Below are 17,222 nucleotides of genomic sequence, written 5' to 3' on the forward strand. Positions count from 1 at the left end.
TACTCCTCAATTGTCACGCCGTCTGTTCCTGGGCATCCTTTGTTCTTGGCGACCCGCCGGAAGGCGGCCCGCAGGTTGTCCAGAGAGCAGATCTCATCGAGTATCAGTTCTGTATATCCCTCACCTCCTTGTGCCCACCCAGATAGGGGGGCGGTGTCTGGTTTCGTAGACCTCATAGGCCAGTTTACCGTCTGTCCCGGCCCCACCGGGAATCCTACAAGACTGAGGCCGCGACGCCTCACTCGGGGTTACAGCTCCATCAGAGCAGGATGGTCGCTCCCCACCGACCCAAAGACACAGTTACCCTGGCCCGCCCCAAAGCGGGCCATGAATAACAGTTCTGCCCCACGCTGGCTATACAGATGAAGATCGGGGGCCGGCCGTAGACAATGAAGCCCATGGATGAGCCAGCGGAGTCGCTGTAGAAGCAAGGCGTTGCGGTAGATGCCGGGTTGGATATTCTCACCACGTTATAATCCGGACGCGGTAATAGCTGCAGTATGTAGCATCCATACAGATACAGGGTTCTAGTGCATCCTCGCCCCCGGTCACCCCTAAAGAGCCACAATAAGAGGGGTGCGGGCTCGAAGTAAAAGGGGGCCCCATGGGAGTCCCGCCTGATCGCACCTGGCACCCAAGCAGGATGTTTCTTTTCTCAGCGGATGAGGTTGTTGGGAGGGGTACCTGGAAATCGGGTTTGGGATTTTCGACCCTGGAAATTTTATTATGGTTTCTGGATGGATAAGCGATGTACGTTCAAATAATAATGGTGGAGGTAAAAATAACCAACATCAGATGAGTTTTTCGGTCCAAATTTCAACGATAACAGCTAACCAATGGTGAGAGCAAGGGGTTAGTAGTTCTTGAGGCCGTTTAGGGTCATTTTACTGGCCCTTATAGCCGCAAGACCTCGATGGATGAGATATGGTGTTTTGACGATATGTCAGGATATGGAAAGTTTTTAGCACAGTGATAAGTTCCTTATTATAGCAGAATCTTGCATTTTCATATCTAACAACGTTCTCAAAATGGTGACGCCACCAATAGTGAATATTTGTCAGCTCTTTTTCCTCCCGGAGCTTTAGAACTGGAAGGTATCCTGTGCATCGGAAGGTGAGTGACGCGGAAGTTAGTCATTATCGAGTGAGCCAGCGGCCGTCTCTTAGAGTGAGGAACGCATAAGGACGGATCCATTTCACGAAAAAGAGGGCGAAAAAAGCATAGAAGACGCCGTAGACGAAGTCCATGTCCCTTTCCGTGCTGATGTAATAAACCGTGAGTATAAAAGAGACCAGGGCCAGAGCTGTCAAAAACTTAACCAGCACCAAGGGGGAGATGACGATGGCAACCAGGATGAGTGGGATAAAGACACAAGAGAGGGGGAATTCCAATTCTCGGACAAAAAAGTCAACGATGGGCAGGATGCGGTGCTTTTCCCGGTAGTGGGTAAACATGAAGGTCATCTGTAAGTAGGACTCCCGAAAATTGGACCGGTCCCAGCGCAGAAACATACGGCACATGCCTTTGTAATTCTCGGGGACAGTGGTGTAAACCACGGCGCTGCGCTGGTAAACGGTGTCGTATCCTTGCTTGAGAATAAGGTTGGTAAAGGCCCGGTCTTCGCCGATGGTGCAGGGGGCGCCCAGGAAGGTCTGGCGGCGCCACTCTTCCAAAATGGGCAAGATCGCTTCCCGGCGGTAGGCGGACAAAGCCCCGGGAGTGTAGAAAACAAAGCGGTAGCCGGATTGGGAGGCCCGCAGGAAATCAAAAGCCAGGACAAAACGGACCCACAGCATCCGGGTAATCAGGTTGACCGAGCGGTTGTAAACCTTGATGTTGCCGGCCACTCCCCCGATCTTGGCGTCGTGGAGGAGAGGTGCCACAATATGTTTCAAGGTAGCTGGTTCAATGACGCTGTCCGAGTCCACGGTGACGAAATATTCCCCGGTCCCCATGGTAAAACCGATATAAAGAGCCTCCCGCTTACCTCTGTTTTCCGGAAAGCGGATTAAGCGGATCAATTCCGGACACCGGGACTGGGCCCGCTGCATGTATTCCCATGTGTCGTCTTTGGAACCGTCATCAATACAGAAAATCTCCAACCGATCGGTGGGGTAATCGGATGCGGCCACGGAATAAATGGCCTTCTCCACCATGGCCCCCTCATTGTAAGCGGGGATAATGACCGTAACCTTGGGGAGAGGCCCCCGGGGCAGGAGAAAAGGCTGGTAGCGCCACCAGAAGAAGGTGCGTACCGCCTGAAAAATTAAAAAAGTCAGGCCGTAGGCGGCCGCCACTGCTGCCAAGGGCTTTTGATAGGTCTGTAGAGTGAACAGGGCCAGATAACTATCCAGAAAACCCACTTCCAGGGCCACCCAGAATGAAACCAGCAGCCCCAGGGGCACAAAGATTTTTATCAATAAATCTATTGTATTTAAACGCTTGGCGGCCGGCAAAAGAGAGCCGTAGTCGGCCGCGGACTTAACTGCGCTGGCTGATACTTGCATAAGGTATACGCCCAAAGATCAGAGGGTGGATTGAACTGATTGGGAGTAATTATGACCGGACGGGCGGACCCTGACTATTGGCCGAACGCCAATTATAGGAAAACCGATGGAGGTTATTTAATAAGCCGATGGAGGAGAAAAGAGGCTCCAAAGGAGGGTCAGGAGTCCAGGGAAGTGAGTCCTTCCCGGAGGGCGTATTTGATGAGTTCGGCGAAGCTTTGGAAATCCAGCTTCTCCATGATCTGGCGGCGGTAGGCTTCCACGGTTTTGAGGCCCAGATGTAGGGTGGCGGCAATCTGCCGGGGGTTCTTGCCTTCGGCGAAGAGCTGTAAGACTTCCCGTTCCCGGGGAGTCAACACCGCAAAAGCGGAGTTGTCGAGGGCCGGAGAAGTATAGTCTTCAACCACCACTCCGGCCACCTCCGGGCTCAGGTAGACCTGGTTGACTATGACCAGTTTAATGGCCTTGATAAGTTCCTGAGAGGCGGAATGTTTCAGCAAGTAACCCGACGCCCCAGCCTGGAGCATGCCTTTGACAAAGCGGCGGTCGGCGTGCATGGACAGGGCGATGATCTTGATCTGCCGGTTTTCCTCGAGAATCTGGCGGGTGGCGTCAATGCCGTTGAGGTCAGGCATGGTGACGTCCATAACCACCACGTCAGGGCTGAGTTCTCGGGCCAGCCGCACCGCAGCCCGGCCGTCGCCGGCCTCACCCACAACTTGCAGGCCGGGTTCTCGCTCCAGCAAGGCGGCGAGCCCTTCCCGCATGATCTGATGATCATCGGCCAAAAGGATTTTAGTGCTCATGGGACATATACGTGGTGATATCCTTCGCCAGGGGAACGGTCAGAATGATATGGGCGCCGGCGCCGGGCTCGGACTGCACTTGCAGGAACCCGCCATAAGGGCGCAAGCGCTCCCGGATGCTAAAGAGGCCAAATCCGCACCTCTCCCGGCGGAAGGGTACCGGCTGAGGCATCTGGAAACCCACGCCATCATCCCCCACCTCCACCTTCAGATTCCCGTCTTCCCGCCGGATGGAAACCTCTACATTCTGAGCCTGAGCGTGCTTCACGACGTTGACCAACAGTTCATTGACCGACTGAAAGAGGAGAACCCGAACATCGTCGTCCAAGGGATCGGTGGAGCCATCGGCAATAAGCCGGGTGGAGATGCTGTGGTCTTTTTGGACCTGCTCCGTAAGCCATTCCAGGGCAGCAGCCAATCCCAATTCATAAAGTATGGGGGAGCTGATTTTGAATGTCAATGAATGGGTGTCCCGGATGGCTTGTTCCAGAAGACTACCTGTTTTTTCCAGTTCCGCAATGGGGTATCCGGGAAACTGGCCAAGGAGGGACTTTTGTAATTCCCCCAGCTTGATGTTTGCCAGGGCCAGGGTATGGCCGATTTGATCGTGGAGAAAGACCGCCAGGCGCCGGCGCTCCCGCTCTTCGGCCAGGGACAGAGAGGAAGCCAGGGACCTCAGGTTGTCTTGGTAAACAGCCACTTGGCTTTCCGCTCTTTTGCGTACGCCGATCTCCTGATTGAGGAGATAGATGAGCAGGACAAGGAGAGAAAAACTGGCAAAGGCCCCGCCGGAGAGGAACCATAAAATGATCTTAGTCTTCTGCTTCTCTCGGGCCCATTGGGGATTAAGCAATTTATTTTCCCGATCCTCCAGCTTTTCCAGACCCTTCCGAATCCGGTCCTGCAGCCTGGCTCCCTCCTTGGCCACTGCCTGCCTTCCCTTCTCCCCTTCCATTTGCTGGGCCAGGCCAATGGATTTCTGGAATAAGGCCCGTCGTTTTTCGATGAGGGGTTTCAACTCATCCAGGAGCCTCCTGGGGCCTGCTTCATCAGCAGTCAGTTGATAGAGATCGGCGAAGGCTTGGTCTATATTTTTGACAGCTACATGGTATCGGTCTAACTGCTGCTCATCTTTGGTGAGGACATAACCCCTGGCCGCAGACTCAGCGTCGGCCAGTTGATTTTCCAGATCGTAAACCAGGGAAAGGGTTTCCCGGATATGCGCCAACTTGTCCAGATCCAGACGCAGCTGCTCTTGGAAAGTAACCAGGTAAACAGTGGCAAAAATCGCCACCCCCAGGGTGATCCATACCGCGACCAGCTTTTTCCCTATTCCCGACCCCAAGGAATAAGGATTTCTTTTTCTTGCGGCGGTGTTTCTCCTTCTTTCTGAAACCATGCTTGTCTACTCTACATTCCTCAAAATTTCCTTTGATATGGCTACGTTCTCACTCAATACTATACACCATTGTCATATGAGATAAGACAATTTTCAGGCTCCTGATCCTGTGACAAACGGCTGTAAGGGTTTTATCTGCAAGATAAATATATTGTGAAAATGACAGTAAAGCCAACCCAGGAGACTCTGAGAAAAATATTTAATGTGAAATAGCTATTCAACAGTTCTTGCCACCCGAGAGACTTATCGGTTGAGGGGGGGGAAATGGAAGGTATCTTCTGGATATGGAAAGTTTTTGGTTCTGTGATAACGTCGGAACATAGCAGTAAGCACCTAAAACTCATATCGTAGTCCGGCGTTGATGAATTGGGTGATGGAGCCGGTCCGGCCCACCTCGGCGTTGAAGTTGACCTGGGCGTAGAGATTCTTCCTCAGTCCCGCAGTGACGCTCGCCCCTACCAGGACGAAGTTCCGCTTGGCGGCGTCGGTCTGGAAGCTAAAGCTGCTGCTCCCCTGGCTCAGGCTGGCATTAAGGTTCCGGCTACCGTTGGCGAACTCGTGTTGATAGAAGGCATAGCCCTGGGGGACCAGCTTGACCGAGCCCAGCCGGAGGGGGACGGTGAGACGGCCGCCCAGGCCGGTTTGCACGGAATTGGCGTTTTGGGCCCCTACCTTCAGGTTCAGGGCCGCGGCCCCTGTTTCCGTAAAGCTGCCCACCCAGAGGCCGGAGTATGCCAGGGTGGCAGACGGCGTCAGGATGAAGTGGCTGAGTTTCAGGTCATAGCCGGTCTCGCCATACAGGTTCAGTTGGTTGCCGGTAGTAGAACTGGTGGCGCTACGGCTAATGCCGTTAAAGCTGATGCCCCGGTTCAGGTCGTAGAGGTTGAGAGAATAGCCCAGCGAGCCGTAGGCGTAGAGGGAGCCAGGGAAATAGGCAGCGTAGGCGTTGAAGGGCACGGTATTGGTGTTCACGCTGCCCCGGGAGCCGTAGAATCCGGCACTGGTGTTACTGTACCCCGTGGCCAGGCCCACCAGAAGGTTGTCCTGCAGCCGGTAGTCGGCTCCTAAAGTCATACCACCCAGGTTAAAGTTGTAGCCAGTCTGGTTGATGGAGGAGTTTTGGCTGCCAAAGGCCGCTCCGCCGTCCAGATAGAGACCCCAGCGGCTCTCCGGGGCTTGGAACTTCTTCCTGGCGCTGAACAGATTGGAAAGAGAGGCGCCGTTGTAAGCCAGCATCATCCCATCCAGCTTGGAGTAATTGAAGCTTAGGCCTCCGGCATTAAGATTGCTGCCGCCATTTTCGCCCTGGACAAAGCGCAGGTTAGTGGCCCGGGTGGCCAGGTTACGCATCTGAAAGTTAGCCGACACAAACCCCAGGTTGGTAAGGGCCCCGGCCTTTTCCGGGGAGATCTGCTTGAAGGCATTTTGTACGCTGCCACTATCCGGCAGATAGTCGATGGCGTTCAGGACATTATCCAGGTCGCCGCTAGTCACCCCGGCCACGCTGTTGAGCATGGTTCCCACCGCCAGTTGGTTGGAGTTTAGACTGAGACTGGCGTTGGTATAATTGCGCTGCACCCAGAGGTCGACGCTGTTAGGGTTGTAACGCGTCTGCCAGAACAGGGTGGGGGTGAACTGCTGGTTGAGGATGGTGCTGAAGGCGCCGGAGATACCGCCGCTGGCCGTCAGGACCCCGGGAAAGACCTGGTTGCCCCGGGGTTTGAATCCGCCGTACAGCGTAGGGGCGATAGCGCCAGCCAGAGTGGCGGTACCCGGAGCGCCGGTGACGTTGATGCGATCATAGGATGAAGCCGAGGCAATTTCTGCAGTATAGGTGCCTGAGGCGGTCTGAACATAGCTACCCACCACACTCAGGGTGCCGGGAGAGTTACCGGGATTGACCCTGCCATTGTTCATCAGGGTGCCGGTGATGACCCCCGAGCCATTCACCAATCCGCCGGCATTGTTGGTCAGGTTGCCGATTAGGTTGCCATTGACATCGGTATTGCCGTTGTTGGTCAGACCGCCGGTTAAGGTCAAGGTGCTACCTGGGGCAATGTTTAACGTGGTGTCCGCTGAATTGGTCAAGGGGGCAGCGTTCGTATAGGTCCCAGTCCCTGACAGATTGAAGGTGCCGCCATTTAAGGTCAAAAGTCCGGACAGGGTACCGGCGCTCAGGTTCAGCGTCCCACCTGAAAGGGTGCTGGCGCCGCTATAAGTGGACCCGGCGCTGCTCATATTCAAGGTGCCGCCCGTCACTGTATTTATCCCGCTATAAGTTATGAGAGACGCACTGTTCAAGTTCAGGATGCCGCCGCTTACCGAATTGTTGCCGGCATAGCTGCCCGTACATTGCAGATTCAGAGTGCCACCCGTTACCGTTGAGGTCCCACTATAGCCGCCGTTGTTCCCTGTCAAGTTCAAGGTTCCGGCGGTGACGGTGCTGCCGCCGCTGTTCGTGCTGGTCAGATTGCCTTTTAAGGTATCATCGCTGGCGCCGTTGTGCGTTAGCGTGTTGCCCCCTAAATTCATGGCGCTTGTGAGGGTTATACTAGTTCCGGCTACGCCGCCCATATTGAAGCTGCCGCCTATAGTCAAAAGGTTGTCCACCGTAATGTTCGCAGCGCTGGCCCCGATGGTGCCGCCGTTGAGGGCTATGGCGCCGGAGCCGAAAGCGGAGTTGTTGCCCGTCAGCAGAGTGCCGCCCGCGAGAGTGGTCCCGCCGGTATAAGTGTTGACCCCGGACAAGGTCAGGGCGCCGGCGGTATTGTTAATATTGAGGCCACCGTTGCTGATGATGCCCGATAGGGTGGTATTGCCAGAGTTGGTCACAGTAAGGGTGCGGGTGGCGCCGCCCAGGCCCACTGCGCCGCTGAGGGTGAGATTGTTGGCGCCACCCAGGGTGAAATCCCCCCCGACGCTGATAGGGTTGCCCAAGGTGGGTGTCGTGCCAGTGGCTGCTTGTAGCGTGCCGCTGTTGATGGTCAAGGTTTGGTTCCCCAAGCCGTTGTCTGTGCCCGCCGCTACAGTGCCGCCGGCAAGAGTTATGGGCGCATTCAAGGTGCCTCCGGTCTGGTTGAAGAGACCTCCGGAGTTCACGATAATGGTTCCGGCCGTCAAGCCACCTCCCTGGAGGTTATAAGTGCCACTGCTGCCTGCATTGACCGCCAGGATCAGGTTGCCATTCACGGTGTTGGTACCGCCGCTCTGCGTGAAGGTTCCGGTGCCGGAGTTGCCCACGTATTCATTGTCCGCAGTAACGCCGCCGCCGCCCAGGTTAAAGGTGCTGCTGCTGTCAGCGTTTCTCCCCAGATAAAGATCCGTGAAAATGCTGGTACCACTGCTTTGGTTAAATTCTGTGAAATCCAGGGTGCCGGCGGTCTGGGTGAAGGTACTCCCGGAGTTCAGGGTCATGGTCCCGGCCGAGAGGCTGCCGCCACTGAGATCGTAGGAGCCGGTGCCGCCCCAGGCACCAAAGAAGAAGTTACTGCCTACCGTATGGGTACCGCCGGACTGGGTGAAACTGCCGGTGCCGGAGTAGCCGATGTATTCATTGCCTCCCACCGAGAGGCTGCCGTCGCTTAGGGTAAAGGAACCGCTGGCCCCGGCATCGATGCCCAGATACAGGGCGGTCACCGAATGGGTGCCCCCGCTCTGGGTAAAGGTCCCAGTGCCGGAGTAGCCCACGGCTCCATAGCCTTCCACCGAGAGGCTGCCGCCGCTCAGCGAGTAGGTGCCGCTGCTACCGGCATTGGCCGCCAGCATCAGGATACTGGTCACCGTGTGAGTGCCGCCGGTTTGGGTGAAGGTGCCGGTGCCGGAGTAGCCGATGTATTCATTGCCGCCCACCGACAGGCTGCCGTCGCTCAAGTTATAGGTGCCGCTGGCCCCGGCGTTTTGGCCTAATTTAAGATTATTGTTCACCGTGTTGGTGAAGCCCCCCTGGGTCAGCGTGCCGGTGCTGTTCTGGCCGATATATTCATTATCATAGGTGATGTCTCCGGTCACCGGATAGGTGGCGCCGTCGTCTATTATCAAATTAGAAGGAGCGTATAATGGCGAGAATTTGGTCACAAAGGCGTTTTGATAATTGGCGTTGCCCGGCCAGGTTTGTGCCGGATTTTGTAACGGAAAATCGCTGGAAAAGGTGAGACCTGTCAGGACGAGGTTGCCGTCGGGATCGACGGCCAGTCCGTAGGTGCGGTCACTGAGTGCCCCGCCGAGGTAGGTAGAGTAGTCCAGGGAGTCGCCGCTTGGGTTGATTTGCATGAGCATGGCATCTTCGCTCCCCTGGGGCGCCTGGAGAAACGCGTTGCGGGTGTAAGGAAAGGTCTGGGGCGCCGTCAGGTCGGAAGGATCATATAGGGCGCCCTGGGCGTCGGTCTCCCCGCCTACATAGATCGCGCCCCGCGCATCGACGGCCACGCTGGTGCTCCAACTGCCCCACTTTCCGCTGGCCGATCCGCCTCCCAGGAAAGTGGAGTAGACGAGGGAAGCGGTGCCATTCAAGGAAGGGTTGATCTTCACGAGGTAGGGCTCATCTCCAGACTTTCCCTCCTTGAGATAGGGGGCGGAATTGAAGATGGTGGGGCCTCCCGTGGTCATCGGAAAGCCTGATGACTGCGTCCGGCCTGTGGCCACGATGAGCCCCGATGGCGTCATGGTCATGCCGTAGACGTCATCTCGGGCGGTGCTCGAGTTTGCCCCCAGGTAGGTGGAGTAGCGCATGGTGTATGTGGAGGACGGGGAGCCGGGCTGGCTTGATTGGAATTGGGTGATAAAGCCGTTGCTTGAATTGGGGCCAAAGCCACCGGAAGGGGCAGTACTCCGGTAGGCGTTGCTGGTGGTGGGGAAGTTCGAAGAGGTGGTAAAGCCGCCCACGGCAATGTAGCGGCCGGAGGGGTCCACCGCGACGCTGTGCCCCTGGTTATCGCGGTCCCCGCCCAGAAAGCTGGAGTAAACCAACGAGGCGGCGCCGCTCTTGGAAGGATCGAGGATGCTCAGGGAGGCATCCCTTGAACCGGCAAAATCTTTCTGGAGGGCGGTTTTGTCCGTCACTGGGAATTTGATCGCCCCACTGCCGCCACCGGAAGTGGTTATGCCGCCAACATAGACCCGACCGTTCGCATCCACCGCGACACAGTTGCCGTTGTTGCTATCGTCGTTAAAAATGATCTGCCCTGACGTTCCCCCCACCGCTCCCTCCACGTTGCTCCCACCCAGGTACGTCGAGTATTGCAGTTTGCCTTTCGCATCAAATACGGTCACGAAGTAATCCGATTGCCCGTTGTTCTTCGACTGAAACGCGTTCAGGGTGGTGGGGAACGGTCCCGAGGCATCTGAAGTGGTAATGCCGGTGACCGCCACGCCGCCGTTCGGCGTGGCAGCCACCCCAATGCCCATGCTTTGATTGTTACCACCCAGGTAGGTGCACCAAAGCAGCTGGCCGGCAGGATTGTACTTCGCCACGAACGCCGACTCCGTGCTGCCTGGCGCCGGGGTCGGTTGATAGGCGTTCAGTACGGGAAGGTTTGAGACCTGGGTGGCGCCGGTCACATAGATATTCCCCAGTGCGTCGCAAGCGGCGTTTTGGCCGAAGGTAAGCGGACTGGAGCCAGCCGCTCCTCCCAGATAGGTGGAAAAAACCAAATCCGGAGTCACGGTTTGTGCGTGGGCAGATGAATAGCTGATACCGAGAATTGTGGTTATCAACAGATAAGTAACAGCTCTAAAAATAATACGCCCAATCTTGCAGGACTGAACACCTTTCCAGGACATCGCAGGCATATTAACCGGAATTTCACTGAGATTATGCGGCAATCTGAGTCACCGCAGCTTAAAAATGGTTTTTGGGACCCCTTTGTCCGGGTAAAATCTCCCAAACGATCCTCTTCTCGAAGCCAAATTTTCTCATCGAGGGCATGATAATGCAAATTTGGGCGGAAAGTCAATTTTCTGCCAGATTTCGGGCATACCACCCCCCAGAATCCAAATATCTCTTTGCTTTGGAGCTTAAGAACCCCAGGCCAACACTGCTTGGTAATGATGCGCCAGAGGAAAAGCTGAGGCTACATGTACATACCAACTCAGACCTCTCCTCCGGTAGCTGCAATCCTCAAGGTTGGAAAGCTTCTTGGGATGAGAAGATGATCCTTCTGCTTCTGTTCGAGCCACTATAATGTTTTGGAACGGCTCTCAGTGGCTTAATCATTGCGTGGAATCTATTTGGGCATGATCAGGAGGGTATAGATATCAGAGAATACGGTCAGGTGAGGGGAAAATGATAGTGCATTTGTGAAAAAGGTGTCGACATTGACCAAGTACCCATTCCGAACACAGTTTCTCCTTCAAGACCAGGAGTTATTCATCTCGCCGGCTACAACCTGAATTTGGACCCACACATAAGGGCACTCAAACGCGCCTAAATTGAGTACGGATTTATGAATGGTAAGTTGTCAGGGGAGGAGGTCAACGTTCGAAATTGGGCCCGCAAACGGCTCTTACGTTCGCAAAATCTTGAAGGGTTGCCATGGTTCCAGGGGTAGGAGGTTGAGAGTGGAGGTCTGAGGGGGTTTCCACTGGGAAGTGAGCTGCGTGAGCAGTGCTTAGGCCTCGCCAGGGAAATCGGTGACCGCAAGGGGGAAGGGAGCGTCCCGTTTGATATGAGCCTGGACTTGGATGAACTGGGGGAGCGGGCCCAGGTCATGTCCAGGCCCAAAAGGCCTTGGAGATTTACGAGCAGATCGAAGCGCCGGGAAACCTAAGAGGCGGGCACTTCCCCAGGTGACCGGCTCAGCCTGGCAGAGCGAAAAGAGTCGCCCTTCAGGGCGTAAGATATGTTCTCCGACAAAGAGTCAGCACGAACTCAATTTTGTAAAGAAATAATAAGACAGAGCTCTAATCTATCAATGTTATTTCATCATGTTAAGTAAATAAGGTATCGAAATCATCGGGGGTGACATTTTAGAGAGGGTCCACCAGGTTTTAATGCGCCCGAGCAAAGTCAGAAAACCAAGTTCTGGATTAAAGATAGCCTATTTTCTGACAGGCACACGTGGCCAGATTATCGTGTCGGCGCCGCTTTTGCCAGCCAGTATGAAAACTGCCAGCACCTCAAATATGCAGGCGGCTCTATGCTCACCGCAGCTATAGCCCATGAATATTCTTCCGGCCAAGCGGGCAACAGTGATGCCGGCATTCCTACGGGCGGACTCGGAAAAAATGTGAAGCATCACACCAGCCGGTTATTCCTTTTGGGAATCTGTGCCTAAAATTGTGCCTAACTCGAATGAAATCCTGTGACCGAGAATGATAGTGGGTGACATCCGGTCCAGAAGGGAGAGGTTAGAAAAGCCTTTTAAGTTATCATCTTATGTCATTGATAATCATTACATGCCATTGATATGATTGAAGATTAAGCGGGTTCGACTCCCGCCGCCACCATTTTTATCAATGATTATCGGCCCTTTGCGGGGCCGATTTTTCTTGACGGACAGTCGACGGACAGTGTCCGTATTTATGGGAAAAAAACCTTGCATTCGATCAGCCGCGGCCTTAATTTGTGACTAGGCGATGGGGTCCGCCCGGGAGCAGAATTTCCTCCCGAACCGCTGAGACGCTGATGGCTCCTGCGTACACCTTTGGTGAGGCAGGAGCTTTTTTTATGAGCTCCGATCTTTAGCTTCATCTCTCAATCTTTAGGAGCTTGTTATGGAGCACGTATGGTTCACCGCGGCCAGTTGGCTCGGCGTAGCGTTGTTAGCCAGCCTCATTTCCATCCGCACCGGCATCTCGGTAGCCCTCGTGGAAATCTTCTTGGGGGTGATGGCGGGAAACTTTTTAGGATTCCACTCGGCCCCCTGGATCGATGTCCTGGCTGCTTTCGGGTCCATGATGCTGACCTTCCTGGCGGGGGCCGAAATCGATCCCGTCTCCTTCAAGAAGCATCTCAAACCCAGCCTGGTGATCGGCTTCATCTCATTTTTATTTCCCTTCTTGGGAGCCTGGTCCTTTGCCCACTACGTCTCCGGCTGGGACTGGCAAGCCGCCCAGATTGCCGGCATCGCCCTGTCCACCACCTCGGTGGCCGTGGTTTATGCCGTCATGGTGGAAACCGGCTTGAATGAAACCGACATCGGCAAGCTCATCCTGGCCGCCTGTTTCGTCACCGACCTGGGCACGGTGCTGGCCTTGGGAGTGCTGTTTGCCAATTTTAACCGTTGGATGCTCGTTTTTGTCGTGGTTACCTGCATTGCCCTGTGGATGCTGCCGCGTCTCAGCCGTTGGATGTTCAAAAAATATGGCGGCCGGGTCAGCGAACCGGAGGTTAAGTTCATCTTTTTGGTTCTCTGCTTTCTGGGCGCCCTGGCAGTCACGGCCAACAGTGAAGCGGTGTTGCCGGCTTATCTGTTCGGGCTGGTGGTCGCCGGCGTGTTCGTGCAAGACAAAGTCCTGATGCGGCGCATGCGGACCATCACGTTCACCTTGTTAACCCCTTTTTTCTTTATTAAGGCCGGTGCCTTGATCTCCCTACCAGCTTTGTACACGGGAATCGTTCTGATCCTTATCCTGCTGGGGGTTAAGCTCGCCGCCAAAATCATCGGGGTCTGGCCGCTATGCCGGGCCTTTAAGATGCCGTATAGGGAAAGTAATTATACTACTTTGCTTATGTCCACCGGCCTCACTTTCGGCAGTATTTCGGCACTTTACGGGCTTACTCGCGGAATTGTCAGTCAGGACCAATATTCCATCCTGGTAACGGTGGTCATCGGTTCTGCGGTGGTGCCGACCTTTATTGCCCAAACCTGGTTCCAACCCAAGACCGTGGTACCTTATGAGCCTGCATATATCGGCAGCCCCGAGCATGTTTTGCACATGCCGGAGGAATATGAGGTTTAAGAATCTGAAAATTGGCATTACCGTCACAGACCTGAGCAGGAAGCTCAGATCCTGAAAGCCCCTTTTGGGTATCCCTCAGGTCGGTGCCATGTTGGTGGGATCATGGTCACCAGCAGGTGGGATCTTATCTTCCTCATAGCCTGATCTCGTCTAAAAGAAATCGCAACTGGAGGAATAAAATGTTTAAAAAAATCCTGCTGGCCTATGATGGATCGGAAGGGGCGAATAGGGCCCTTGAGGCTGCCATTGAATTGGCTCAACTTCACCAGGGGAAGATTTGGGCGCTGGCGGTAGAGGAAAATCTGCCGCACGTCATCGCCACCGTCGGCGAGTTTCAGGATACCAAGGAACAGGCCAACGAAAAATTCCGCAAGCTGCTCCAGGAGGCTCATGCCCGGGCCGAAAAAGCCGGGGTTGAGTTAAAGGCTCTGCTGCGCGGCGGTCACCCGGCCCAGACTATCATCGGTGTAGCCCAAGAAGGTGAATTTGACGTGATCTTGGTGGGGCATAGCGGTCTTTCCGGGGTTTGGGCGGCATTCTTAGGGACTACTGCCGAAAAGGTGAGCCGCCATGCTCCATGCAGCGTCCTCATAGTCCGTTAGTTTTGCCGTCATCTGGTTATTTTTCTTGATAATGAAGGGCGTTAAGGCAGGGTAGCGCTCTTTGGTGAAGACCGGGTTTTGTCCTTAACCCGTTGTGGCAATGAGTCGATTCCGGAGATAGTGATGCCATCTAAAGACCTTAACAAGGCCGAGGCGTGGAAATTTATCATCCTGGTGGGCGTGGTCAGCCTCTTTAGCGATATGACTTATGAAGGAGCCCGCAGTATCACCGGTCCCTTTCTCGGCATCCTCAATGCCAGCGCCACGGTTGTGGGGATCGTGGCCGGGTTGGGAGAGTTCATCGGTTATGCCCTGAGGCTGGTTTCCGGTTACTTGACAGACCGGCTCGGTAAATATTGGTCCATTACTTTCGTGGGCTATGCCTTGAACCTGTTTGTCGTGCCTCTGCTGGCTTTAGCAGGAACTTGGGAACTGGCGGCTTTACTGATCTTAATGGAACGGATGGGCAAGGCTATCCGCACTCCGGCCAGAGATGCCATGCTCTCGCACGCCACCACCGAGGTGGGCAGAGGGTGGGGCTTTGGTTTTCATGAGGCCATGGATCAGACCGGCGCCATGCTGGGGCCACTCATCGTCGCGCTGGTTCTCTATTTTAAGGGTGGTTATCGCACTGGTTTTGCTTATCTCTTGATCCCGGCCATCTTAGCGATCCTGGTCATCACCATTGCCGCGCGCCTTTATCCCCACCCACAGCATTTGGAGGTAAGCGTTCCCAAGCTAGAAACCAAAGGACTCAGTCACCCCTACTGGCTCTATGTGGTTGCTGTGGGCTTGATTGGCGCTGGCTATGCCGATTTCCCCTTAATTGCTTACCATTTTGGCAAAGCCTCGGTCACTCCACCCAATTGGATTCCCATATTTTATGCCGTGGCCATGGGGATGGATGGCATTGCGGCGCTCATTTTGGGCCGCCTATTCGATCGGCTGGGAATGCCGGTTATTATGGCGGTCTCAATTTTATCCGCCCTGTTTGCTCCCCTGGTCTTTCTGGGAGGCTTTAATCTCACCCTGTTGGGCATGGTCTTTTGGGGAATCGGCATGGGGGCGCAAGAATCTATTATCAAGGCCGCCCTCGCGGAAATGGTTCCCAAAGACCGCCGGGCCACCGGCTACGGCATTTTTAACACCGGCTTCGGCCTTTTCTGGTTCCTCGGAAGCGCCTTGATGGGCATCCTGTATGATTTCTCCATAGGGTCTTTGATTTTCTTCTCTGTGGTTATTCAGCTTTGTTCGATACCAATATTTTTTCGCATCTCCAAAGAAATTTGCTTTGTACATAGTTAAGGGAAAGGAGTGTTAATACGATGGCTCAAAAATCACTTCATGTTTAAGTCATAGATGCAAGATAGGTTCCAATCAATTGGGCAGGGCTATGGCTCTCCCACGCAGTCGGCCCCCAAGCCATAGTCGACCTGTGCCTTTTCCCTGGACGACCTGCCGGGGGAGTGAGTGAAAGAGTTGTGGGTGATATGCTGGGCCACAAAAACTCGAACTCGAAGTCCACGAGGTCCCATGCCAAAATGAAAACAGAGTCCTTGAAGCAAGTTTGGGGAGACAGGGAAGAAATGACCGCCCCAGGGCATCAAGTGGTCAATCTAACTGACCGGAAAAACAATTAAAAATAAAGCGAGGTTAACGGGTTCGACGCCCGCCGCCTACCACCAATTTAGAATAAATAATTTCAATGTGATAGGGGCCAAGAGGCCCTATTTTTGTGTTCCCATAGATTATGGGGACAATTGTCTCCAGACTCCGGACAGCACTCTTATTCCCTAAAAAATCGCTTAACCAATATCCTCACCCGTGGCATAATGCAACGATGAGACGCGGGTCTTTAAGAACAGGCGAGCAAGCCGCACGAACCGTTAGACGAGCAATAAATTAAGATTATTTATAGCTTGTGTCGATTGCCTGCTTGCGCCTTAAATCTGAAAGCGAAGACAATGCCGCATCCAGGAAAAATTGAAGGGAGACAACTAATGGCAGCATGTGACGTTTATGATCTCATTATCGTTGGTGGCGGTCCCGGCGGCCTCACAGCAGGGCTTTATGCTATGAGAGCCGCACTCAAGACCGTGTTGGTCGAAAAAGGCCTGCCCGGTGGCCAGATCAACCTGACGGAAAGCGTGGAAAATTATCCTGGCTTTGAAAATATCAGCGGCTTTGACCTATCTCAGAAGTTTTTGCAGCATGCCAGGTCTTATGGTCTTGAAATAAGGCAGGAGGAAGTGGCGGAAGTGGAGCCGGGGCTGGAATATCACACGGTCCGTCTGACCAATGGCGCCCAGCTTAATACCCATGCGGTGATCTTGGCCACCGGCGGCAGCCCGCGTAAGCTCAACGTCCCGGGCGAAATGGAGTATTACGGCAGGGGGGTTTCATACTGCGCCACCTGCGACGGCTTCTTTTTCCGGGACAAGACCGTGACGGTGGTGGGCGGCGGCGATACTGCCCTGGAGGAAGCCCTCTATCTGGCCAAAATCACCCGGCAGGTTTACCTCGCCCATCGCCGGGATGCCTTCCGGGCCAGCCGGATTTTGCAACAGCGGGTCATGGCTGAAGGGAAAATCGACGTCCTCTGGAACACCGTGGTCACGGAGATCAAGGCCAATGACCAGGGGGTAGCCGCGGTGGCTCTCAAGGACACGCAGACCGGGGCATCCCGGGAACTGGCCACGGACGGGGTGTTCATCTTCATCGGCTTCGTGCCCAACAATCACCTGGTGCCGGCAGGAACCCGGATGGATCAGGACGGCTACGTCATGACCGATGAGCGGTGCGAGACCAACCTTTCGGGGATCTTTGTGATCGGCGATCTGAGGCAGAAGTACGCCAAGCAGATTATCCTCGCGGCGGCAGACGGTTGTACCGCAGCCCTGGCCGCGGCCCTCTGCGTGGAAATGAAAAAAGCTGGTCAAAACACCACGGCGCCACGGGGATGAGGCGTGGACGCCGTACCTTCTTGCAGTAAGAATTTAAGAGTCTCAGA

At 54.7% G+C, this 17,222-nt stretch carries 8 protein-coding genes and 1 riboswitch; of the genes, 4 read left to right on the forward strand and 4 right to left on the reverse strand.

All coding sequences use genetic code 11. The features are described 5' to 3' along the window. Positions 1 to 1,136: 1,136 nt before the first annotated feature. The 4 genes from WC600_10970 to WC600_10985 form a co-directional block, all read right to left on the reverse strand. Positions 1,137 to 2,507 (reverse strand): glycosyltransferase, encoded by a 1,371-nt coding sequence (locus WC600_10970; protein ID MFA4903250.1) that lies wholly within the window; start codon positions 2,505 to 2,507, stop codon positions 1,137 to 1,139. Positions 2,508 to 2,665: 158 nt separating this feature from the next. Next, positions 2,666 to 3,313 carry a response regulator transcription factor gene (locus WC600_10975; GenBank protein MFA4903251.1) on the reverse strand — a complete coding sequence of 216 codons (648 nt, stop codon included), beginning with the start codon at positions 3,311 to 3,313 and terminating at the stop codon, positions 2,666 to 2,668. Further along, positions 3,303 to 4,658 carry a CHASE3 domain-containing protein gene (locus WC600_10980; protein MFA4903252.1) on the reverse strand — a complete coding sequence of 452 codons (1,356 nt, stop codon included), beginning with the start codon at positions 4,656 to 4,658 and terminating at the stop codon, positions 3,303 to 3,305. The genes WC600_10975 and WC600_10980 overlap by 11 nt, the downstream gene beginning before the upstream one ends. A gap of 387 nt (positions 4,659 to 5,045) precedes the next feature. After that, positions 5,046 to 10,373, reverse strand: coding sequence for an autotransporter domain-containing protein (locus WC600_10985; protein MFA4903253.1), 5,328 nt, complete (start codon positions 10,371 to 10,373; stop codon positions 5,046 to 5,048). A 1,898-nt stretch (positions 10,374 to 12,271) separates the two neighbouring features. After that, positions 12,272 to 12,350, forward strand: a riboswitch (Fluoride riboswitch). Positions 12,351 to 12,422: 72 nt separating this feature from the next. Between WC600_10985 and WC600_10990 the strand changes: the two genes are divergently transcribed. The 4 genes from WC600_10990 (at position 12,423) to trxB (ending at position 17,175) form a co-directional block, all read left to right on the forward strand. Continuing rightward, complete coding sequence (locus WC600_10990) at positions 12,423 to 13,610, forward strand: cation:proton antiporter (protein MFA4903254.1); 1,188 nt, start codon at positions 12,423 to 12,425, stop codon at positions 13,608 to 13,610. Between the two features lie 179 nt (positions 13,611 to 13,789). Next, positions 13,790 to 14,212, forward strand: a complete 423-nt coding sequence (locus tag WC600_10995) for a universal stress protein (protein MFA4903255.1) — start codon at positions 13,790 to 13,792, stop codon at positions 14,210 to 14,212. 123 nt (positions 14,213 to 14,335) lie between these two features. Then, positions 14,336 to 15,517, forward strand: a complete 1,182-nt coding sequence (locus WC600_11000) for an MFS transporter (GenBank protein MFA4903256.1) — start codon at positions 14,336 to 14,338, stop codon at positions 15,515 to 15,517. 695 nt (positions 15,518 to 16,212) lie between these two features. Next, positions 16,213 to 17,175: a thioredoxin-disulfide reductase gene (trxB, locus tag WC600_11005; protein ID MFA4903257.1), complete on the forward strand. Its 963-nt coding sequence runs from the start codon at positions 16,213 to 16,215 to the stop codon at positions 17,173 to 17,175. The last annotated feature ends 47 nt before the right edge of the window (positions 17,176 to 17,222 follow it).

It is taken from the genome of Desulfobaccales bacterium (assembly GCA_041648175.1).
Classification (GTDB): domain Bacteria; phylum Desulfobacterota; class Desulfobaccia; order Desulfobaccales; family 0-14-0-80-60-11; genus 0-14-0-80-60-11.

Bases quoted from the DNA above. Each gene is read 5' to 3' on its own strand.
- WC600_11000 (MFA4903256.1), top strand. From the start codon at position 14,336: ATGCCATCTAAAGACCTTAACAAGGCCGAGGCGTGGAAATTTATCATC.
- WC600_10975 (MFA4903251.1), bottom strand. From the start codon at position 3,313: ATGAGCACTAAAATCCTTTTGGCCGATGATCATCAGATCATGCGGGAA.
- WC600_10990 (MFA4903254.1), top strand. From the start codon at position 12,423: ATGGAGCACGTATGGTTCACCGCGGCCAGTTGGCTCGGCGTAGCGTTG.
- WC600_10995 (MFA4903255.1), top strand. From the start codon at position 13,790: ATGTTTAAAAAAATCCTGCTGGCCTATGATGGATCGGAAGGGGCGAAT.
- WC600_10970 (MFA4903250.1), bottom strand. From the start codon at position 2,507: ATGCAAGTATCAGCCAGCGCAGTTAAGTCCGCGGCCGACTACGGCTCT.
- trxB (MFA4903257.1), top strand. From the start codon at position 16,213: ATGGCAGCATGTGACGTTTATGATCTCATTATCGTTGGTGGCGGTCCC.